22 protein-coding genes are annotated in these 22,461 nt (G+C 34.5%); 12 read left to right on the top strand and 10 right to left on the bottom strand.

Going from position 1 to position 22,461, the window contains the following annotated elements:
- Window positions 1-4 precede the first annotated feature (4 nt).
- Both FJR47_RS04100 and FJR47_RS04095 read right to left on the bottom strand, forming a co-directional pair.
- Entirely contained in the window at window positions 5-241 is a 237-nt protein-coding gene (locus FJR47_RS04100; RefSeq protein WP_152299190.1) for an HP1242/YdcH family protein, read from the bottom strand.
- Between the two features lie 51 nt (window positions 242-292).
- Window positions 293-1,489, bottom strand: coding sequence for a metal-dependent hydrolase (locus FJR47_RS04095; RefSeq protein WP_152299189.1), 1,197 nt, complete (start codon window positions 1,487-1,489; stop codon window positions 293-295).
- A gap of 68 nt (window positions 1,490-1,557) precedes the next feature.
- Here FJR47_RS04095 and FJR47_RS04090 point away from each other — a divergent pair, with 68 nt between their 5' ends.
- Genes FJR47_RS04090 through FJR47_RS04070 form a run of 5 tightly spaced genes read left to right on the top strand, consistent with a single transcriptional unit; the run spans window position 1,558 to window position 5,714 of the window.
- On the top strand, window positions 1,558-1,920 hold the full coding sequence (locus FJR47_RS04090; protein WP_152299188.1) for a c-type cytochrome: 363 nt from the start codon (window positions 1,558-1,560) through the stop codon (window positions 1,918-1,920).
- Window positions 1,917-2,972, top strand: a complete 1,056-nt coding sequence (lpxB, locus tag FJR47_RS04085) for a lipid-A-disaccharide synthase (protein ID WP_152299187.1) — start codon at window positions 1,917-1,919, stop codon at window positions 2,970-2,972. Before FJR47_RS04090 ends, lpxB begins: the two co-directional genes overlap by 4 nt.
- Entirely contained in the window at window positions 2,962-4,053 is a 1,092-nt protein-coding gene (locus FJR47_RS04080) for a DegT/DnrJ/EryC1/StrS family aminotransferase (RefSeq protein ID WP_152299186.1), read from the top strand. The genes lpxB and FJR47_RS04080 overlap by 11 nt, the downstream gene beginning before the upstream one ends.
- 3 nt (window positions 4,054-4,056) lie before the next feature.
- Window positions 4,057-4,965, top strand: a complete 909-nt coding sequence (locus tag FJR47_RS04075; RefSeq protein WP_152299185.1) for a Gfo/Idh/MocA family oxidoreductase — start codon at window positions 4,057-4,059, stop codon at window positions 4,963-4,965.
- Window positions 4,965-5,714, top strand: coding sequence for an acyl-ACP--UDP-N-acetylglucosamine O-acyltransferase family protein (locus FJR47_RS04070; RefSeq protein ID WP_152299184.1), 750 nt, complete (start codon window positions 4,965-4,967; stop codon window positions 5,712-5,714). The genes FJR47_RS04075 and FJR47_RS04070 overlap by 1 nt, the downstream gene beginning before the upstream one ends.
- 46 nt (window positions 5,715-5,760) lie before the next feature.
- Here FJR47_RS04070 and metE read toward each other — a convergent pair whose 3' ends face one another.
- A complete protein-coding gene (gene metE / locus FJR47_RS04065; protein WP_152299183.1) occupies window positions 5,761-8,040 on the bottom strand; it encodes a 5-methyltetrahydropteroyltriglutamate--homocysteine S-methyltransferase in 2,280 nt (759 codons plus the stop codon).
- A gap of 393 nt (window positions 8,041-8,433) precedes the next feature.
- Entirely contained in the window at window positions 8,434-10,215 is a 1,782-nt protein-coding gene (gene dsbD, locus FJR47_RS04060; protein WP_152299182.1) for a protein-disulfide reductase DsbD, read from the bottom strand.
- Between the two features lie 184 nt (window positions 10,216-10,399).
- Between dsbD and FJR47_RS04055 the strand changes: the two genes are divergently transcribed.
- The 4 genes from FJR47_RS04055 (at window position 10,400) to pdxA (ending at window position 15,354) form a co-directional block, all read left to right on the top strand.
- Window positions 10,400-11,599, top strand: coding sequence for a cation:proton antiporter (locus FJR47_RS04055; protein ID WP_152299181.1), 1,200 nt, complete (start codon window positions 10,400-10,402; stop codon window positions 11,597-11,599).
- 79 nt (window positions 11,600-11,678) lie between these two features.
- Window positions 11,679-13,613, top strand: coding sequence for a thioredoxin domain-containing protein (locus FJR47_RS04050; protein ID WP_152299180.1), 1,935 nt, complete (start codon window positions 11,679-11,681; stop codon window positions 13,611-13,613).
- 17 nt (window positions 13,614-13,630) lie between these two features.
- Window positions 13,631-14,425, top strand: a complete 795-nt coding sequence (locus FJR47_RS04045) for a pyridoxine 5'-phosphate synthase (protein ID WP_152299179.1) — start codon at window positions 13,631-13,633, stop codon at window positions 14,423-14,425.
- Window positions 14,422-15,354: a 4-hydroxythreonine-4-phosphate dehydrogenase gene (gene pdxA, locus FJR47_RS04040; protein WP_152299178.1), complete on the top strand. Its 933-nt coding sequence runs from the start codon at window positions 14,422-14,424 to the stop codon at window positions 15,352-15,354. The genes FJR47_RS04045 and pdxA overlap by 4 nt, the downstream gene beginning before the upstream one ends.
- Before the next feature lies 1 nt (window position 15,355).
- Here the strand turns inward: pdxA and FJR47_RS04035 are convergent, their stop codons facing one another.
- Together FJR47_RS04035 and FJR47_RS04030 are read right to left on the bottom strand one after the other, a co-directional pair.
- Window positions 15,356-15,970, bottom strand: a complete 615-nt coding sequence (locus tag FJR47_RS04035; RefSeq protein WP_241855422.1) for a YceI family protein — start codon at window positions 15,968-15,970, stop codon at window positions 15,356-15,358.
- Window positions 15,971-16,028: 58 nt separating this feature from the next.
- Window positions 16,029-16,670, bottom strand: a complete 642-nt coding sequence (locus FJR47_RS04030; protein WP_241855421.1) for a class I SAM-dependent methyltransferase — start codon at window positions 16,668-16,670, stop codon at window positions 16,029-16,031.
- 48 nt (window positions 16,671-16,718) lie between these two features.
- Between FJR47_RS04030 and FJR47_RS04025 the strand changes: the two genes are divergently transcribed.
- Window positions 16,719-17,840 carry a metallophosphoesterase gene (locus FJR47_RS04025; RefSeq protein ID WP_152299177.1) on the top strand — a complete coding sequence of 374 codons (1,122 nt, stop codon included), beginning with the start codon at window positions 16,719-16,721 and terminating at the stop codon, window positions 17,838-17,840.
- Here FJR47_RS04025 and FJR47_RS04020 read toward each other — a convergent pair whose 3' ends face one another.
- From FJR47_RS04020 to FJR47_RS04005, 4 genes are read right to left on the bottom strand one after another with little or no spacing between them, the layout of a single operon-like run.
- On the bottom strand, window positions 17,841-18,524 hold the full coding sequence (locus FJR47_RS04020) for a class I SAM-dependent methyltransferase (protein WP_152299176.1): 684 nt from the start codon (window positions 18,522-18,524) through the stop codon (window positions 17,841-17,843).
- Between the two features lies 1 nt (window position 18,525).
- Window positions 18,526-19,152 carry an ATP phosphoribosyltransferase gene (hisG, locus tag FJR47_RS04015; RefSeq protein ID WP_152299175.1) on the bottom strand — a complete coding sequence of 209 codons (627 nt, stop codon included), beginning with the start codon at window positions 19,150-19,152 and terminating at the stop codon, window positions 18,526-18,528.
- Window positions 19,146-19,778, bottom strand: coding sequence for a type III pantothenate kinase (locus FJR47_RS04010; RefSeq protein WP_241690941.1), 633 nt, complete (start codon window positions 19,776-19,778; stop codon window positions 19,146-19,148). The genes hisG and FJR47_RS04010 overlap by 7 nt, the downstream gene beginning before the upstream one ends.
- Window positions 19,763-20,083 (bottom strand): hypothetical protein, encoded by a 321-nt coding sequence (locus tag FJR47_RS04005; RefSeq protein ID WP_152299174.1) that lies wholly within the window; start codon window positions 20,081-20,083, stop codon window positions 19,763-19,765. The genes FJR47_RS04010 and FJR47_RS04005 overlap by 16 nt, the downstream gene beginning before the upstream one ends.
- A gap of 189 nt (window positions 20,084-20,272) precedes the next feature.
- Between FJR47_RS04005 and FJR47_RS04000 the strand changes: the two genes are divergently transcribed.
- Window positions 20,273-21,664 carry a TolC family protein gene (locus FJR47_RS04000; protein WP_152299173.1) on the top strand — a complete coding sequence of 464 codons (1,392 nt, stop codon included), beginning with the start codon at window positions 20,273-20,275 and terminating at the stop codon, window positions 21,662-21,664.
- Window positions 21,664-22,452, top strand: a complete 789-nt coding sequence (locus FJR47_RS03995; RefSeq protein WP_152299172.1) for an efflux RND transporter periplasmic adaptor subunit — start codon at window positions 21,664-21,666, stop codon at window positions 22,450-22,452. Before FJR47_RS04000 ends, FJR47_RS03995 begins: the two co-directional genes overlap by 1 nt.
- Window positions 22,453-22,461: the final 9 nt, after the last annotated feature.

The raw sequence follows: 22,461 nt of genomic DNA, 5'->3' as shown, positions 1-22,461 counted from the left end.
CGGATTAGAGATTATGCTCTTTTTTATGTTGTAATAAAATAGCATACGCTTCATCTTTTAATTTTAGTTTCTCTTTTTTAAGAGTTTCTAACTCCATATCAGTTAATGGCACATCACCATTTTCACCTTTTGTTATCTTATCATCAATCTCATTGTGCTTATTAAATATTCTTAAAAAATGAGCATGTTCCTTTCCATTTTCTTTCATATGAGTAATTACATCACGATATTCATGTAACATTTAACATCCTTTATTTTTTTAAATTTTATCATAAGTTTTAATATAATCTGATTAAAAAAAGACACTTTTTATCTCACCATAAAGCTCTTGCCCACAATAAAGAGAAAATTTTTCATCCATTCTTACAATCTTGCTTGGATCAAAAAGCATAGCATTGGCACTCTGCCCCACTTTTATAACTCCTCTCTCTTCACCTATTGTATCAGCAGGATTTTTCACACAAAGCCTTACAAGCTCACTCATTGATATGATATTGTTTTTAACAAGTTTTGTATAATAGAGACTCATCGCTTTTTCAACTCCTTCACATCCATACGCAGCATCATAAAAAGCAACCTCTTTATTTACCGGAGAACTTGGCTGATGCAGAGTTGTCAATATATCAATTTTACCGCTTTTAAGCGCTTCTAAAAGTTCTGCTCTATCACTTTCACATGCAAGCGGCGGATTTAACTTTGCAGTTGTATTGAAATTTTCACATGCTTTATCAGAATTTATAAGATGATGAATAGAGACCTCGCATCTTACATCTACACCATCACTTTTTGCTTTGTCTATAAGATAGATTGAACGAGGTGAAGCGATTGACTTAAAAAGAATTTTTATCTTAAAATGCCTTGCTATCTCTATCATACGAGATACATGCAGAACTTCACTCAGATCCGGTATGCCTGCTAGACCAAGTTTTGAACTTACATCTCCATCTAGCATAACTCCGCTGGAGATTAACGAATTATCCTCTGCTTTACAAAAGAGAGTAACTCCATACATTTGGCAATATTGAGCAATTTTAATAGCTAAATCATTTTTTGCAATAGTACTCATATATGGAACAACCGCTCCGCGTTTTAATAAAATCGCGATATTACTTAAGGTATTCTCTTGATTTAATGTATTTATCATTAAATCAACTTTTGCACCATTTAAATTATGGAGTCCATTTTGGGCAAACTCCAAAACTATCTCATTGTCAATTGCGGGAGTGCTCTCAGGATTTAAAACTATATGCCCTATTCCGGCTTTTAATGCTTCATCAGAAAGAGCTTTTATATTATTTGCATTAAGTATTGAGTCTTGAACTCTAATATTTGTATCTACTAAAAGAGGTATAAAGTATAAACCTTTTGCATCTATGATTTCATCACCTGAGAGATTTGTACCTATTTCGGTAATTATATTATCTTCTATACGAACATCAACTTCTCTTTCGCACTCTGCATCACAAACTATTGCATTTTTTATAATCATTGATACGACCCTCTTTTAAAAAACAGATTTGATATAATGTTAAAATTATAAACAACAAAGGCTTAGAGTTGCGTTTTATTTTTTTGTTTTTATTGTTCTTCTCCTTTTCACATGCTAAAACGGCTTATGAATCGGGAAAAATTCTCTATATGCAAAAGGGTTGTTACAGCTGTCACGGAACAAAACTTGAGGGTGTGCATAAATATCCATATCTTGCAAACCGTGCAAAAGGTTATATGATATACAAATTGAAACAATTTCGCTCAAAAATCTCTGACAATCAACAACAAGAGATGATGATACCTTTTGCAGTAGATTTAAGTGATGATGATATAGAAAATTTGGCAACTTATATCAATGAATTTGTTGCACAGGAGAGTAGTGAAAAATATGATGACAGTTATCAAATACATGGGGACGGCGGTTCATGAAAATATTAGTATCGGCACTTGAGCATTCAGCAAATGTACATCTTAAATCTTTAAAAAAGGAGTTAAGCCCTAATGTGGAGTTTGTCGGTATCTTTGACAAAGAGCTGGGAGAGAGCATAATAGACTTAAGAAGTCTTGCCATAATGGGGTTTGTAGATGTAATAAAAAAGCTAAGATTTTTTTTTAAATTAAACAATCAAATATTAGATTTGGCAAAAGATGTTGATAAGGTTCTTCTTATCGATTCATCAGGTTTTAACCTGCCGCTTGCTAAAAAAATCAAAAAAAAATATCCTCATAAAGAGATAATTTACTATATTTTGCCTCAAGCATGGGCATGGAAGAAAAAACGCATACCTATTTTAGAAAAAACTATAGACCATTTAGCTTCTATTTTGCCTTTTGAAAAAGAGTACTACTCTAAAAATGCACCTATTACTTATGTGGGGCATCCTCTTCTTGACCAAATCAAAGAGTTTAAAGAAAAAATAAACAGTGAAGTAAAACATATTGCCTTTATGCCAGGAAGCAGAAAAGGTGAGATAAAAAAGCTTATGCCCATATTTGCAGAGGTGCAAAAAAAGCTTAATGTTGAATCAACAATTGTAATACCAGAACACTTCTGCAAAGAAGATATAAAAGAACTTTATGGTAACCTTTCAGGTTTTAAAATAGCTCATGATGCACACAAAACACTTATAGATGCAGATTTTGCTTTTATTTGCAGCGGAACGGCTACTTTGGAAGCATCTCTTATAGGGATACCGTTTGTACTAAGCTATATTGCCAAACCTTTAGACTACTTTATAGCAAGCAAACTTGTAAAGCTTGAGTATATAGGGCTTGGAAATATTATGTTTAGCAAATTTCAAAACAGAGCGTTGCATCCTGAATTTATTCAAGATAATGTAACGGTTGAGAATCTTATAAAAGCATATCGCGAATATGACAGAAGCAGATTTTTAAGTGATTCAAAAACATTAAGGGCCTATTTGAAGCACGGCAGTTCTAAAACAGTAGCAAAAATTATAGAGGATACGCATGAAAATTAATTTTATAGATCTACAAGCTCAATACAAAGAGTATAAAAAAGAGATAGACAGTGAAGTGTTAGAGGTTATGTCTTTAGCACAATTTATTGGCGGAGAAAAACTAAATTTATTTGAGAAAAATCTTGCTGCATATACAGGTTCAAAACATGCCATAGGATGCAGCAGCGGGACTGATGCACTTTTATTGTCACTTATGGCACTTGATATCAGTGCAGGAGATGAAGTAATAACTTCCCCTTTTACTTTTATTTCAACTGCCGAAGTTATTGCACTTTTAGGTGCAAAACCTGTTTTTGTAGATATTGATGAAGAGAGCTACAATATTGATCCCTCTAAAATAGAAGATGCTATTACAGAAAGAACAAAGGCTATTATGCCGGTTTCACTCTACGGACAGTGCGCCGATATGGAAGCTATAAATGATATAGCAAAAAAACATAATCTCTCTGTTATAGAAGACGCATGCCAAAGCTTCGGTGCCACCTATAATAATAAAAAATCATGCAATCTTTCAACTATAGGATGCACAAGTTTTTTTCCTTCTAAACCGCTTGGCGCTTATGGGGACGGCGGAGCAATATTTACAAACGATGATGCACTTGCAGAAAAAATGAGAATGCTTCTCAATCACGGACAAAATGAAAGATACAAGCATAAATATATCGGTATAAACGGCCGCTTAGATGCTATTCAGGCTGCAGTTTTAAATGTTAAGCTAAAACATTTTGACAAAGAGGTGCGACTCAGAGATGAAATAGGGAGCAGATATAGTGATTTACTTGAAGATAGTGATGTAATCACTCCAAAAATTGCACCAAATGCAACAAGCGTATATGCTCAATACTCAATAAGAGTTAAAGATAGAGAAGCAATGATTGAAAAACTGAATAAAAAAGAGATTCCAACTGCCGTTCACTATCCTGTTCCTCTTCATATGCAGGAGGCTTTTAAATATCTCGACTACAAAGAGGGGGATTTTCCTATAAGCGAACTTGTATCAAAACAGATAATGTCACTGCCTATGAGTGCTTATTTAAGTGAAGCTGAGCAGGATTTTGTAGTACAAGCTATTAAAGGTTAATTTTTGAAAAGAATTGCTATTGTCGGCCTCGGTGCCATGGGAAAAAATCACTACAACACTCTTAAAAAGATAAGCGGTGTAAAAATTGTAGGACTTTGTGATGTTGTAAAAAATGAAAATTTTACAGAACCTTTTTTTACAGACTTTGATACAATGCTTCAAGAGTGCAATCCTCATGCTGTTATCATAGTAACTCCGACATTTTTGCATAAGGATGCAGCACTTAAATGTGCTGCGCGCAAAGTAGACATTTTCATAGAAAAGCCTGCTGCTTCAAGTGTTGAAGATGCGAAAGAGATACTTAGTGCAATAGAAACAAACGGCATCAAAAGCTGTGTAGGACATATAGAGAGATACAATCCGGTTGTAAAATCTCTTATGCATGAGATAAAAGATCATGAGATACTCTCCATCTCCATTACAAGAAGCGGAGCTTTTCCGGAGCGTATTGCAGATGTTGGAATTTTAACTGATCTTTCGGTTCATGATAGCGATCTCATTCGATTTATCACAAAAAAAGATATTATAAACAGCGCAGTTTTTAAATCTCAAAAAATTCATAAAACGCATGAAGACAACGCCATTCTTGCATTTGAGCTTGAGGGCCAGATTATCGGTGATATCTCTACAAACTGGCTTACACCATACAGAAAAAGAAGTATTGCAGTGGCATGCAGAGTAGATGAACACAGCAAAATAAAATATTTTGAAGCGGATCTTATCTCTCAAACTCTAAAAGAGCGTATAAATATCAACCCAAATTCACACATAACAAAAAACTGCTTTGTAAACAGAAGCAATGCACTATATGATGAACTCGAAGCATTTATAAACTACTTGCAAACCGGTGATAGAGGCTCATTGGCAACTGTAAATGACAGCATAATCACACTAGAAATTGCGAGCAAATAGTGTCAAGAGATAGAGCAAATATTCACAAATCAACCATTATAGAAGATGGTGCAAAAATAGCTTCTGATGTTATAGTAGGTCCGTTTTGTTTTATCGGCAGAGATGTTGAACTAAAACCGGGATGCAGACTTGAGTCAAATGTCATACTAAAAGGCAAACTAACAGTTGAGCCAAATGTTAAAATATTCAGTTTTGCAGTAATAGGACATAAAAATTCAGAGATACATATCGGTGAGAAAACACATATAAGAGAGTTTACACAAATAGGTGCACAAGAGAGTGAAGATAGAAGCTGCAAAAAGGTCATCATCGGTGCAAACAACTTTCTTATGGGGTATGTGCAGCTTCTTAGCGGCGTTGAACTGGGTGATTTTTGTATTGTTACAAATGCTGTAAAACTTTATGAGAATGTAAAGTGTGAGGAGAGAGTTATACTTGGCGGATTTAGTGTCGTTGAGGCAAATAACACCATAGGAACAGGGGTTATGATTGGCGGAGCATCCGTTGTAAACTCAGATATCCCTCCTTTTATGCTTGTTGAAGGCAACAAAGCAACCATAAAAGGCTTAAATGTTATCGGTCTTAGAAGAAGGCTTGAGAATAAAAGCGATATTGAAGAGATTAAAGCAGTTTTCAAAAAGATACTCGGTGACGGTGCGAATAAAATTTTAGCTCAAGAGATAGCAGACACCAACCCTAACGAATTCATACAAAAACTGGCATCATTTGTGGCTTCTAGCAATCTTTAGCATTTTTTTTATGACATGTAAAAATAATTACATGCCATGTTTTCGTTTAACTCTTTAGTTTTTCTCTTACAATCCTAACCGCTTCAACCATATTTTGAAGGCTTGGTTTTACCTCCTCCCATTTTCTGGTTTTAAGTCCGCAATCTGGGTTTATCCAGAGTTGCTCTTTTGGCAGAACTTCAAGCAGAAGCTCTATCTGTTTTACTATTTCCTCAACGCTCGGGATTCTTGGGCTATGGATATCGTAAACTCCCGGTCCTACCTCTTTTGTGTAGCCCACTTTTTTAAAGATTTTCAGCAGTTCGTTACCGCTTCTAGCCGTCTCTATAGAGATAACATCCGCATCCATATCTTCTATGGTGTCTATAATGTCGTTAAACTCGCTATAGCACATGTGGGTGTGAATTTGCGTCTCTTTTTTTGCACTGCTAACGGCGATTTTGAAGTCTCTCGTCGCCCACGCTTCATACACTTTTATCTTCGCACTTCTTAGCGGATAACCCTCTTTAAATGCCGCTTCATCAACCTGTATGATTTTGATACCCGCATTTTGCAAGTCGTCTATCTCATCGCTTAGTGCCACCGCTATCTGTTTTGAAACCTCTCCTCTTGGCATATCGTCTCTTACAAACGACCAGTTTAGTATGGTCACGGGACCAGTTAACATCCCTTTCATGATGCGGTTTGTTCTGCTTTGTGCATAAGTTATCCAATCAATCGTCATAGGGCGAGGTCTGCTTATATCTCCATAGATAAACGGCGGTTTTACACATCTGCTTCCGTAACTCTGCACCCATCCGTTTTGGCTGAATCCATACCCGCTAAGCTGTTCTCCAAAATACTCGACCATATCATTTCTCTCAGGCTCGCCGTGGACTAAAACTTCTAAACCGCACTCCTCTTGAAATGCCACACACTCATCTATGTACTTTTTTATCTCTTCTTCATAACGCTCTTTTGAAATAAGAGCATTTTTAAAGTCACTTCTTGCACTTCGCAGCTCCGGAGTTTGCGGAAACGAACCTATGGTTGTCGTTACCAAATCTTTGTATCCTAAAATCTCTCTTTGGAGTTTTAGTCTATCTTTCGCTTCACCTTCTCTTTGGAGTTTTTTATGGTTTTTTACTCTCTCTTGCACAGCTTTATCATGGATAAGAGGCGAATTTTTTCTCTTTTTATTTGCCTCAGTATTACTTTGAAATGCCTCTTTTTCTCTCTCATCCAAACTACTCTCTGCATCAAAAAAGAGTTTTGAGAGAAGCGAAATTTCATTCAACTTTTCAAGTGCAAAACTTAACCACTCTTTTATCTCGCTACTCATTTTTTCTTCATATTTTAGAGTAAAAGGAGTGTGAAGAAGCGAGCATGACGAACCAAGCAAGATATTCTCTTTTTCTACAACTTTTGCAATATCTTCTAAAAGTGTGAGCGTTTTTACGATATCGCATCTCCATATATTTCTGCCATCAACCACTCCGGCAATTAATTTTTTGCCGCTAGAAGCAATAAGTTCTAAAGATTTTAGATTTTCATCTCCATGTAAAAAGTCCAATCCCAATGCCCAGATTGGCGTATGAACTAAAATCTTTGTCGCCTCGTTTGAGTGTTCAAAATATGTCACAACCGCAATTTTTATATTTGGCGAAACTCTTCCTAGTCTATCGTAAGTCGGTTTTATAAGATTAAGAACTTTTGTATCCAACTCTTTTACAAAAATCGGCTCATCTATCTGCACGATTATTTCATCATCAAGAGTACTTATGGTTTTTAAAAGCTCCTCATAAATCGGAATTATTTTGCTCCAAAGTTCATATACATTGCCACGGTCAACTCTTTTACTAAGTCCCAGATATGTAATAGGACCGATGATATTTATCTTAGTTTTTATGCCCAGCTTTTTTGCTTCGCTGTACTCCTCTATAATTTTTGTAGCATTAAGTGAGTAGTTGTCCTCAAGACTTAGTTCGGGAACTATATAGTGGTAATTTGTGTTAAACCACTTCGTCATCTCCATAGCCACGCACTTCTCATTGCCTCTTGCCATCGTAAAATAAAGCTCTTCGCCGCTTAGATGAGCAAATCTCTTTGGAATTGCACCCAGCATAACAGAAGTGTCTAGCATATTATCATAAAGTGAGAAATCATTAGAGCTTATATACTCAATTCCAGCATCTCTTTGATACTCCCAGTGTCTTTTCTTTAGCTCAAGTGCCACTTTTAGGACATCATCAAATAAGCATTTTTTTGCCCAAAACTCCTCTAAAACTCTCTTTAACTCTCTTTGCTCCCCTATTCTAGGGAATCCTACTATGTAATTTTTTGACATTAAAATATCCTTGTGTCATTATTGTTTATTTTAAACAAAGAAAGAAAGTAATTTCTTTCTCCTGCGCTAGCCGCTATGGCACTAAAGCTTCATATCTGAAGATATGAAAATTATTATGGTAGTTTTTTAAAAAAGGATATTAAAGAGGAGGATGTACGCCTGTGCGTCTAAATGCGAAGTAAGTTGTATAATACGGACATCTTGGGATAAAATGGTTTATCAGGAGTGAAATTCTTGTTCTGATGGCAAAAAGAATATTGCAGTAACAAGGTTTAGAGTTTGAAATATATAACAATTTTAACAATCTGAAATTAGCAATGTCATAAAGTGGTTTCAAACTCTTCCTTTTAAATAAATTTTTAAAATTATATCCATTTTATTTTCAGATGTAGCCTATATATTATTTAAGTGCTTTAAAAACTCATCAGGGCCTATAAATCCTACTATAGTTTTTGATTTTATAACATTTAAATCTTTATCAAAAAATAGAATAACCGGCGGACCAAATACACCATACTTTTTACTTAACTCTTTTTGTTCTTGATTGTTTGCTGTAAGATCTGCTTGGATAAGTACAAACTCACCCATTTTTGCTTTTACCGCCTCATTTGAAAAAGTTTTTTTGTCAAGCTCTTTACACACCGCACACCACTCAGCACTAAAATCAAGCATGACTTTTTTGCCTTTGTTTGCATTTAGTATTGCATCAAGTTCTTTAATGGAAGTTACTGTTTCAAACTTTAAATGCGAAGATTTTTCTACAGCAGAAATAGAAGAAGCCGATGGTTTTAAAAATTCCAGTGGTTTTTTCATACTTTGAGAGCCGCCCAGTGTTCCGATAAAAAGCAGTATTGAGTAGATAAATATAATCATACCTGCACTTTTTCTAAATACATGCGCCTCTTTTTCAAAAACTCCCAAATACAGAGCAAAGCTGATTCCAAGCATTGAATAAAGAAGCATAGTGATATAACTATCTACAACACGCTCAAGCATCCATATAGCAACACCGAGCATCATTACACCAAAAATAGCGCTTACCATTGTCATCCATGCACCGGGCTTAGGCATAAACTTACCGGCACTTACACCCACTAATATAAGAGGAAGCCCCATCCCTATACTCATAGCAAAAAGAGCTGCTCCTCCAAGAAGCGCATCACCTGTTTGACCAATGTAAACCAAAGCACCTGCAAGCGGTGCTGCCACACAAGGACCAACTATAAGAGCTGATAAAAAGCCCATAATTGCTACACCGGCATAACCGCTATGACTCGAATGATGATTTGAACTTATTTTTGCAACAAATGAGTCAGGAAGCTTCAACTCATAAAAACCAAACATACTTAAAGCAAGAGCTACAAAAATTCCGGAAAATGAGTAAATCACCCAAGGAGTTTGTAGAGCTGCTTGTAGATTTGAACCAAAGAGCCCTGCTAAAACTCCCGCGATTGTATAAGCAACAGCCATGGCTAAAACATAAACTAAAGAGAGCATAAATGCTTTTTTAGTTGTAATTCCCTCTCCTTGAGAGATAATTACTCCTGAAATAATAGGAATCATTGGAAATGTACATGGAGTAAGAGCCAAAAGCAGTCCAAAACCTAAAAATGAAAGAAGAATCCATACAACACTCCCTTTTTTTATCGTATCTGCAATTGAATCACTCTCTGAGAGCTCATTTTTTGTTTCAATATTATCTTTAATTTTTTCTTCTATTTTGGTATCTAATTTTGCTGCGGTTTTACCACTCTCTAGCTTCGAACTGTCTAGTTTAAATGTAAAAAATTCTGTATAGGGTTCATAACAAAGTCCCTGCTCCGAGCACCCCTGATATGAAAGTGCAAACTCTACGCTTACTAAACCGCTAACTTCCGCCTCTTTTTCCAAACTTACGATTAATTTCGGAGATTCCAAATAGACCATATCGCCATGATGTTCTACGCTTTTTGGCTTTTTTATATCTTTTATACGGATGCCGTTTTGATTTTTTATCTCAAATTTTAAGGCATCTTCATAAAGATATATATCTTTTGCAATCTCCAGTGTTACTTCTATCTGCATCTTATCGTTTAATTTTGCAGAGGGCTTAAAAGCCTCTTCAGGCATTAAAAATTTAGGCTGTGCGCCAAAAAGCAAAATAGATGAGACAAGCAGTAAAAGAAATTTTTTCATAATTATGTTTTTCCGATTTTGTAATATGGCAGGATTATAACAAATTAATGCAAATCATCAATGAAAGCATTAATATTTATGCTCTTTCAATGCAAAATACACCCTTTACTAATCTCTTGGCGCGTAGCATAGCAAATCAGCCAAAATTATTAACTCTTTAGTGATAAATATAGTACAATTTGACATGGATGTACATAATTTTTTTTTAACACTTTTTCTTATACTTATAACAGCAAGAATTTTAGGTGAGATTTTTGCAAGAGTGGGGATGCCTTCCGTTCTAGGCGAACTCTCTGCCGGAATCCTTCTCGGCTCTTCTGTTTTAGGCATTGTTGAACCTAATGAAATTTTAAAAATATTGGCAGAAATCGGTATCATTTTACTTCTTTTTGAGGTTGGTTTAGAGACTGATTTTACACGCCTTAAAAATGCAGGAGCGAAATCTCTTGTAGTGGCGATAATGGGCGTGATTTTGCCTTTTAGCTTTGGACTGCTCACGGCATACTACCTCTTTGGACTCGCTTTTGATATCTCTCTTTTTATAGGCGGAACGCTTACAGCTACAAGTATAGGCATCACCCTTAGAGTCCTAAAAGATATCCATATGGAAAACACCAATATTGCCCAAATCGTGATAGGTGCGGCAGTAATTGATGACATCATAGGAGTTATTCTTCTTGTTTTTATCTATGATTTTTCCATATCACATGAAACAAACTTTGAGCACACTCTCTCAGTCGCTGGAATGGTTATTACATTTTTGCTTTTAGCGCCTGCTTTTGCGAAAATTCTCTCATACATAATACATAAATATCATGGTAACGATTTAGTTCCAGGATATATTCCTACAATTATTATTTCGCTTATTCTTCTTTTTTCCTACCTCTCTCATCTTGTAGGCGCACCAGCTATTTTGGGCTCTTTTGCAGCCGGAATCGCACTCTCTAGAAGATTTTTTCTCCCTTTTGGGGCATTTTTAAGCACAAACGAGCCTCTGCTTAAAGAGGTAAAATCAAATATGACGCCCATCATCCAGATATTTACGCCTATTTTTTTCGTTATGGTCGGACTCTCCGTGGATCTTAGCATTATAGATTTTTCATCCTCCTCTTTTTGGATAATGGGGCTCTCTTTTATCTTTATAGCTTTCTTTAGTAAGTTTATCGGGGCGTTTTTTATCATACAAAAATCTGCCAAAAACAATGCACTTATCGGAATATCGATGATTCCAAGAGGAGAAGTGGGTCTTATATTTGCGGAGATGGGCAGAGTCAACGCCATTTTGCCAAATGAGATATACGCCATGCTTATCTTTGTTATCATCATCACAACCGTCATACCTCCTTTTTTGCTCAAAAAATATTTTAAAGGAGAGTGTGTTTAGAACTTTGGAACAATTTTTTTAAGCACAAAATTAGCAATTTTTCTCTACTCTACAAAAAATCATTTATAAAGAACTAAAAATGTCAAACAGATTAAAACTAGAAGATTCCCCATATCTTCAACAGCATAAAGAGAATCCGGTAGATTGGTATCCGTGGTGCGAAGAAGCATTTGAGAAAGCAAAAAAAGAGAATAAAGCCATCTTTATCTCCATCGGTTACAGCTCATGTCATTGGTGCCATGTTATGAAAGAGAAGGTTTTTGAAAACCAAACATGTGCAGATATTTTAAATAAAAATTTTATCAGCATAAAAGTGGACCGGGAAGAGCGTCCGGATATAGACAAGTACTACCAAGAGGTTTATATGCTTTTAAACCGCCGTGCAGGCGGATGGCCGACCTCTATATTCTGCACACCAGACAATAAACCTTTTTATGCCGGAACTTATATAGCTCCGGAATCAAAAGAGAACAGCATTGAGGGAATGGGATTTATAGAGCTTACTAAACTGATAGCCGATAGAATATCACAAAATGATGAGCAGATACTAAAAAATGCAGATGAAATAGAGCATTTTTTGCAACAAAAAGAGCATCCAAAAGAGGCAACAGTTTTAAAAGAGGATTTTGCAAAAAATTTTATGCATCAGGTAAAAAATAATTATGATACAAGATATGGAGGATTTTCAGCTGCGCCGAAATTTCCTCATACAAGCACTCTTGGCACGCTTCTTATTATTGACAAACTCTATAGTGACAAAGCTGCAAAAGCTATGGTTATTTATACACTAGAGAGTATGAAAAAAGGCGGCATATATGATTTAGTCGATGGCGGTTTTTGCCGTTACAGCGTTGATGATAAATGGATGGTGCCTCATTTTGAAAAGATGCTTTATGATAATGCTCTGCTTTGTGAACTCTATACAAATGCCTATCTGACTTATAAAGATGAAAATTTTTTAAATATTGCAAAAGAGACTGCGGATTTTTGGCATAACTATATGAGCGAGGATTATTTGATGTATAGTGCCAGTGATGCTGATAGCAAGGGTGAGGAGGGAGTATACTATACATACACTTATGATGAAGTTTATAAAATTTTATCTGAAAATGGGTATGAAAATATTGAGGATATTTTAAAAAAAATAAATATAAATAAAGATGGAAATTTTAACGGTAGAAATATCATTAGATTTGAAGATGATGAAATAACGGATCTATTTGCAAATATAAAAATTTTGTTAAAAAAAATCAGATCTTTTAAAGAGCACCCTTTTTATGACAAAAAAATCCAGACTTCATGGTCTGGCATGATGATAAAATCTCTTTTTATTTTAGGAAATATTGATACCGGTTATAAACAAAGAGCAATAAAATATCTTGATAAACTTCTTGATACTATGTTTATAAACGGTACTCTTTATCACTCAACTCTTATCCATAAAACTCCAAAAATAGAGGCTTTTTTAGAAGATTATGCTTTTCTTTCTCAGGCATTAATCGAAGCCTTTAACTCTACGCAGGATGAAATCTACTTAATTCGCGCCCAACACTTTGCGAATTTGGCTTTAGAGAAATTTTATGACAAAGGAACATGGAAGTTTAGTATTGGAGAGTTTGAAACAAAAGCAGAAATCTCAGACAATATATATACAAGTCCTGTAAGTGTAATGATTGATGTACTTATCTCACTCAGCGCTCTGCTTGAGGATGATAAATATAACCATTTTGCTTTTAAAACACTTGAATACAACTCCTATGAACTGGGAAGACGCCCTGTTATATATCCATATATGCTGCGACAAATGCTAAGATATCTAAAGGGTGAAAGAGTAGTAAAATCAAATGTAAAAAATTTAGAGTCAAATGCTTATGCATTAAAATCTTTAGATTATCCCTTTGTACAAAAAAAAGCGAATGAAGATGAAAATTATATGATTTGTGGCGATAAATGTTGCTTTGCAACAACACAAAACAGTAATGAAATCAATGATATAATTAAAAATAGTTTTTAAACAAGAAGGATAACAGTATGAAATTAGGTGTAAATATCGACCATGTGGCAGTTTTAAGAGAGGCTAGAAAGGTAAATGACCCAGATATTTTAAATGCTCTGTATGTTGCCTGTGCAAATGGTGCCGATCAGATAACCATTCATTTAAGAGAGGATAGACGCCACATTCAAGATGTTGATGCCTATAACATTATGAGACACTCCACTCTTCCCGTAAACCTCGAGTGTGCAATAAATAGAGATATTTTAAATATAGTAGCAGATTTAAAACCCCACCGCGCCACCTTTGTTCCTGAAAAGAGAGAGGAGGTTACGACAGAGGGCGGACTTGATGTTTTTCGTTATGAAAATGATATAGCATATGCCGTAGAGCTGCTTCATGACTATCTTATCCCCGTTTCGCTATTTGTTGACCCAACGATTGAAGCTATAGAAAAATCAAAAGAGTTAGGTGCAGAAATGGTGGAGCTTCATACTGGAAGCTTTGCAAATATTTACGCAATGCTTAACTCATCTCTTAGTTACTCGAATCACTCTATAAAAGAGTTGGAGCTTCCCCGTAATGAGCTGGCTATAAAACTTGAAAAATCGATTCAAAATATAGCTGATGTTTCTGCATATGCTAAAAAAATCGGTCTTGAAGTTGCAGCCGGTCACGGATTAAACTACCATAATGTTTCTCATATGATGCGAATAAAAGAGATTACGGAATTAAATATAGGTCAAAGCATTATTGCAAGAAGTGTTTTTAGCGGCCTGGCAGAAGCCGTAAAAGAGATGAAAAGATTAACTACAAGAGAGCTAAATATATGAAGCCTCGCATAGCCATAAGTGTCGGTGACTTAAACGGTGTCGGAATAGAGATAGCTCTTAAGTCCCACAAAGAGATTTCTGCTTTTTGTACCCCTATCTACTGCATAAATTCTTTTATGTTGAATCAGGCTTGCAAACTCTTAAATATGGAACTGCCTGCTGATTTTCAAACTTTTGGAGTGAAAGGCGGTTTTGAGATAAAAGCCGGCTGCGTAGACAAAGATTCAGGAAAATACTCTTACGACTCTTTTATCACTGCAATCAAACTATGTGAAAATAAAGATGCTGATGCAGTTGTAACCATGCCAATTCACAAAGAAGCATGGATGCTCTCGGGAGTCAAATACAAAGGACATACCGATCTGCTTCGCGAATATTTTAAAAAAGATGCCATTATGATGCTTGGATGCGAAAAGATGTTTGTTGCTCTCTATACGGAACATATACCGCTAAAGGATGTGCCAAACTTAATCAAAAAAGAGAAACTGCTTCATTTTTTGATTGATTTAAACAGATCTGTTCCAGAGAAAAAATTTGCTGTTTTAGGATTAAATCCTCATGCCGGAGACAATGGAGTTTTAGGGAGTGAAGAGAGAGAGATAGAAGAAGCTATCAAAGAAGCAAACAAAACGATAGGAGAGGAGCTTTTTTTCGGTGCGATTGTGCCAGATATCGCATTTACACCCCGCTTTAGAGCCTCTTTTACACACTTTGTCGCTATGTACCATGATCAAGGTTTAGCACCTCTAAAAGCACTCTACTTTGATGAGAGTGTAAATATTTCACTTAATCTGCCGATTATAAGAACATCGGTAGATCACGGAACTGCCTTTGATATCGCTTACAAAGGCAGAGCAAACACGCTTAGTTATATAAATGCGCTTAAGAGTGCAGTTGAATTTATAGATATGAAAAAATCTAATATTTAACTTATTTAGTATTGCAAAGTTTTGCTTCTATTTTCATTTTAAAACTTATTGCAACATCACTCCATGTTTTTCCTTCATGAAGGTCAAAACATGCTTTGTTAATTGATGAAAGCGCTCTGTTGGCGCTAAAATCTAAAATATCAATCACGCCTTTTGCTTCAAAAACACCTTCACTAAAGCTATATTTCATAGGAGCTGTTTTTTTAACCCCATTCATCTCTATCTCAATAGTTACAACACCTGTTCTGGGAGCATTTTTAACTCTTTTATCAGCTTTGATATCTACAATTTTTGCTTCTATGTCTTTGTCACTCATTATGTCAAAAAAGAATCTATAGAGTGTTTCATCACGCTGCTTATGCTTTGAGTTTATAGTTGCCGTATCTATAGCAACTTTCGAGCCAACCAAAATAGAACGGAAATTCTCCCCGCTTTTTGCAGCCGGAGTATACTCTACACTATCAAAACTGCCCTGCACACCAACTTTTGCTGCTGTTTTATAAGCTGTCCAGTAAACCTCAACAGCTCCGATTTGAGAAAGTTCACAACCACCTTTGGTATTTGCACTTAAAAAAGTAGAAAATACCATTAATAAGAAAAAAAATATTTTTTTCACCCTTACCCCCTAATATTATTTTAAAACAAAAGTATAGCTTTTATTTCTTCTATAATTATCACTTTTGAAAAATGATAATATTTTTAAGATTATGTTTAACTATTTTTACATCTAATGCATCTGCAATATACTCAAATGTTTTCAAATTAAAAAAGCCTATATGAGTAATATCTCTAATATACCACCACTTTAAAAATTTTTCATCATTTGATGGGTGAAAGGTACTCATAAGAAGCAAATAACCATCTTTTTTTACATAAGAAAGCAACTCTTTAAAGATTTCAAGAGGATTTTTCAGATGTTCAAAAACTTCAGTTGAGAGTATAATATCATACTCTTTTCCTAAATAAACTTTTTGTGGAAAATAGAAAAGATCATATCTGTCACATACAATGTTATTTCTCTCCAAAAGTATAGGCAAGACTTCACCTTCACCGCATCCAAAATCAAGCGCACTCTTTATATTTTCCTTCAATGGAGCTACAAACTCCTCTATTAAATCCTCAAACATTTTTACATATCCTAAAGATTCAAAACTGTTATGATGCTTGTCATAATGCTTTTTTTCGCGCACCTCATCTACATAAAAAAACTCATCCAAAAAGATATATTCACACTCTAAACATTTGTGATATATTTTTTTTGTTTTATTATCAACTATGTCTATTGTTTCATTATCACATATTTTACATTTTCTCATTAAGAAATAATACCATTTTATTTTTACAATTTTGTTATACTTCGCCTTATGAACTATATTCTCTTTTTCAGCGCTTTTATCGGTGTTTTTATCTTACTAAATATGTATATATCAAAGCGACTTATTCATAAGTTGGATGTCTCTGATAAAACAAAACTCTATTTGCGTATTTTCCTTGTTTTAAACCTTATCGGCATTGTCTGTTATATGCTTGCCAGATACTATATTGATACGCCTAGCTGGCTCTATTTTATCTTTTCTGTTCCTATCGGCATCCTCTTTTTACTCTTCTGCACTGCTGTTGTTTATGATATATCAAGAGTCTTTCTGCTGTTTGCGCCAATCTCTAAATCAAGAAGAAATTTTTTAAAAAAATCACTGGATGTCACCTCCTTGGCGGCCGCGGCTACTGTAACTCTCAAATCTATATACAATGCCAGATTTGTTGAAGTACAAAAGGTGAATATAAAAATCAAAAACCTAAAAGAGCCGTATAAAATTGTTCAACTTAGCGATCTGCATATCGGTGGCTTAATTGATAGAGACTTTATAAAAGATATCGTTAAAAAAACAAATGCTTTAAATCCCGATATTGTTGTTATAACAGGTGATCTGATAGATATAGATATATTGAGTGCTAAAAAGATTATAAATGAACTGACAAAATTAAATTCTAAATTCGGAATATACTATATTGTGGGAAATCATGAATATTTCCACGATATAGCAAAAATTATAAAAACAGTAAAATCTTTAGGCATCAGAGTACTTGAAAATGAAAACATATATATTGGAGAGAAAAACATAGGATTTAACCTCGCAGGCGTTTATGATATTTTTGGATATAGAACAAAAAACTATATGCCTGACTTGCAAAAAGCGCTCCAAGGAGCAGAGAAAAAAGCTCCTACCATACTTTTGGCTCATCAGCCGAGATATATTAATGAAGTTAATAAAGGGGTTGATTTAGTATTAAGCGGTCATACGCATGGAGGACAACTCTATCCTTTTAAAATTTTGGTAAAACTTCAACAAAATTATGTAAGCGGTCTCCATCAACACAATGAAAATATGCAAATCTATATAAACAAAGGTACAGGTTTCTGGGGACCGCCTATGAGGTTGGGTGCCAGCAGTGAAATAAGTGAAATCACTATATCTCCCGTGTAACTATCTCTTTTTAAAGATAAGAAGTGTTTTATCTTTTGTGTCATAAAGAGAGAAAGTTTGCTTTTCTGCCAATTTCAGACCGGAGAGTTTTTCAAAAGCTCTGATTTTGTGAAAATATTGAACTATAGTATCCTGATATTTTACATATTTTGAATCTTTTTCTTTTTCAAAAAGAGTAAATTTTGTATATAGTTTATCATCTTCAAATACTGCATCTACAACTAAAAACTCTTTATCATTTTCGCTGCTCATCGTACCCTCTGCAACATCTTTAAAACCGTATAGAGTATTAATATCAGCTATAAAAACTCCATTATCATTCAATCTATCCGACACAGCATCTAAAAATTTTAGAAGTTGGTCTTGATTTAAAAAATTGAGTACATCAAATATAGCTACAACAGCATCATATTTACCGCCTACTTCACTTACATCCGCACACTCGGCATCTAAACCCTGCGCTCTGCACTCATCTATCATAAGAGAACTAAGGTCAATCCCCTTGCACTCTACTCCATCGCTTGCCATACGCTGCATAAAACCACCGCGGCCGCAGCCCACATCTAGAAGTGTTTTTATCTTGTATTCATCTAATTCCGAACGGTAAAGATCATAAAGAGCCTCTGTTGCCTCTTCAATTCCAAGCAGATGTTCAGCTTTTGCATAAAGATCCAAATTTGTCATACTATGATTTTCTCTCAGCTTCTACAACCGCATTTATCTTTTCATATATATCTAAAACTTCATCTTTTTTTGCGATATAGCTGTTTTTATTTGCAATAAGATAAGTTGATGATGTCATAATATCCTGAACAACTTCAAGCCCGTTTTGCTTCATTGTAGCACCGGTTTCAACAACATCTACTATCATATCTGCAAGCCCGATAAGCGGTGCCAGTTCAATCGAGCCATAGAGTTTAATAATATCAACAGAAACCGCACGCTCTTCAAAGTACCGTTTTGTAATATTTACCATTTTTGATGCCACTTTGATTTCAGGTTTATTAAGATCAAAAACATCACCCTTTTTCATCCCAATAGAGACTTTACAGATACCGCGTTTCAAATCTAAAAGGCGGATAATGTCAAGCCCCTGCTCTTCAAGCGTATCAAGTCCCACTACACCGATATCTGCTGCTTGGTGAAAGACATAGGTCGCAACATCTTGATTTCTTACGAGTAAAAAACGAAACTTTGGAGTCTCTAATATAAGTTTTCTGTCATCAAATGCAAAACTGTCACCGAAAATGGTCTCAAAAATTTCTAAAGTTTCTTGTGCAATACGACCTTTTGGAAGTGCAACTGTTAGCATATATCAGCCTTTTTCATAATATTTTTCATTCCTTTAAATAGCAGCATCTCATCTACAAATGAGTCTGGAAATATTTTTACAAACTCTTTGGCATCTCCGCCGGTTAGATATATATCCATATTGTATGATTTTACTTCGCTTTGCAGCAGTTTTAAGTAACCATAACTTATGGCGTCACGAGAATTTTTTGGCATTTTATCCAAATCAAGCTCAAAATTAAATGAGTAATCAAGTGCATTTGATATATTTTTATAAGTTTTACCTATTGCTTTGATTCCAGGATAGATAAAACCGCCTTCAAATTTTGAATTTTTTACTATATCTACCGTAACAGCACTGCCTGCATCAACAACAACCCCTTGAGTTATCGCTTCACATGCCATGATTCTATCGATACCCATAGTTGCATAATATTTTGAAAAATCAATATATTGTGATAAATCAATCCAATTTTTTAAATGCTTTAAAAGCTTTTTTGCCTCAACATTTACGCAGATATAAAAAACTATGTCTTTAAAAGATGACGGGTCAAAAAGTTTGACACTCTCTTTGTACTCTCTCTCTTTATCAAGAAAATGGTATGTTGTATTTCCAATATCACACAAAATCATTATTGAATTTTCCACCCCTGCTGCATAAATGCATCTTTGGCCTTTGAGCAGATCGGCGCATCTATAAAAATAATTTTATGCTTAAAATTATGAGAACAAAATAGAGTTAACTTTGCATATATCTCTTCAAATTTATGTACATCTTTCATTAGTAGTTTACTTTTTTGACTTATTGCAAAAATCGCCCAAAAATATCCGCTGACATCTGTCGCCTTAAATATTTTTATTTTGTTTCTTATACCAAGCTCTTTTGGTGTAATCTCTTGCATTTTTTTATAAATCTTTCCTTTTTTTCTCAAAGAATCAACTACCATTTGCATTTTTTTTACCTTTTTGTTAAAACATAGTATTTTAACAAATAATGCTTTAGCATTAGATTTATTAGATAAAAAAAGCTCAATTCGCTTATTATCTGCATTTACTTTTACTCTAAAAACAAGTAAAATACGCGTATTAATTTCATTAACTATAAATAAGAAATTAATATAATATTGTACATAAGGATAATTATGAAAAATATATTTGCTTTTATATTTATAAGTTTTTATTTTAATATATCTTTACTAAATGCTTCGGAATCTATAAATTTAGATGAAGCAATAGAGATTTTAAAATCACAAAACTTAGAGATAAAAAGTGCTCAATTTGAAATAGAAGCTGCTTTGCAGGATGCAAAAGCCACTTCGGCAAGTCATTACGGAAAATTGGATTTTATCCAGGATTTTGCCAGAAGCGATGACGCTGGAAATGTTTTTGGGTTTAAACTCTCTTCAAGAGAAGCGGATTTTGGGGATTTTGGGGCAGACGAGTTCATGTCTAACTCGGCGGCATGTCAAGGTGGTGATATGGCTGCATGTTCTAGACTCTATACCGATCCGCCGGAAAACTTAAACAATCCCGAAGCAAGAAACTACTTCCAAAGCAAACTAAAATATGAAGTGCCTCTATTTACCGGTTTTAAAATATCAAGTTATGAAGATATTATGAACTCTGTTACAAAACTTAAAAAACTTGAAAAATCACAGGTTATTAATGAAAAAATTTATGAAACAAGAAAAAGTTTCTATGATATGGCGCTTCTTGAAGACTCTATCGCAAACTTAAGTGTAATTTTAAAAAATATTGAGACATTAGAGGACATGACAAAAGAGATGATCGATGTCGGTTATGCTAAAAAAGTTGATCTGCTTGAAGTTAAAGCAAAAAAAGGAAATGTTGAGAGACTTATATCACAGATGAATGCAAATAAAGAGCTTCTATATCACTATATAAGTTTTTTACTCAATCAAAAAGTGACATCGATTCAAACACCATCATTTGAGATGCATATGCCCTCTATCTCAAACAGCGATATTATAAATAACAATTTAGATATTCAAAAAGCAAATACCGGACTTGCTATTCAAAAAAGAATGGTTGATGTTTCAGAATCATCTTATTATCCAATGGTTGGAGCTTTTGCAGAAATTGCAACTGCCGATAATACATTTTTAGGCGATGCTGACGATCATAAGTCATACACAATTGGCGCAAGACTTACATGGAATATATTTAACGGTGGAGCAGACAGCGCAAATGTTGAGAAATCAAGACTTGAATATCTAAAGACCAAAACACAGGTAGCTCTTGCAAACAATGGTATCGCCCTTAAAATTGATGAAATAAGAACTGAGATAAAAAGTTATGAAAAAGATATAGAATCACTAAGAAAAGAGTTGCTTTTAGCTGATGAAATTTACAAAAACTATGAAGCAAGATACAAAGAAAAACTAGTTTCTATGAGTGATGTAATAATTAAACAATCCGAACAGATTCAAAAAATATTGCAACTGCAAGAAACAATAAATAAACGAAACAAAAGAATTTTCGCACTTGAAAAATTAGCAAATGGAGAAAAATAATGAAAAAAATTATACTACTTTTGGCTCTGGCAGCCTCACTGATAGCAGAAAGCATAACCCTCTCAGGCACAGTAATAAGTGATAATAGAAAGATGATTACAAGCCGTTTTATGGGCTTTGTAACAGATGTAAAAGTTTCAGAAGGTGATTTTGTAAAAAAAGGTCAGCTTCTTTATACCATTGATTCCAAAGAGATAGACTCTGCACTTACTCAGGTAAAACTGGCTATATCTCAAGCAGAACTATCGCTTCAAATGTATCAAAACCAATATACCAATGTAAAACTAAATCTTGAAAGACATAAAAGATTACTTGAAAAAGATATGGTTTCAAAGTTTGAAGTTGAAAACCTTATGCTAGCTGAACAAAATCTTGCAAATATGATAGATATAGCAAAGAAACAGGTTGCTCAAGCAAAAACTCAGTTAGAAGAGGTAAAGAATCAATACCGATATTTAAACATTAAAGCTCCAAATGACGGCGTAATTGTAAGCAAAAATATAAATGTAGGTGAGATGGCAATGCCTGGAATGCCGGCACTTGTGCTCTCTGATCTATCTGATCTTAAAATATCTGCAGAGATCTCCGAAGACAATCTAGATCGCATCCAGTATGATAAAAAAGTAGAAATTAATATTCCATCACAAAATATTAAAACTGATGGAATAATTAGTGCAATCATACCAAGCTCAAATCCTATGACGCACTCATTTAAAATAAAAATTTCATTTAAAAATGTATACGAGTCCATATATCCAGGTATGTATGCTACTGTAACTATAGATTAAGGTTTTAAA

It is taken from the genome of Sulfurimonas xiamenensis, assembly GCF_009258045.1.
Taxonomy (GTDB): domain Bacteria; phylum Campylobacterota; class Campylobacteria; order Campylobacterales; family Sulfurimonadaceae; genus Sulfurimonas; species Sulfurimonas xiamenensis.
This window is presented reverse-complemented; position numbering and strand designations above follow the sequence as displayed.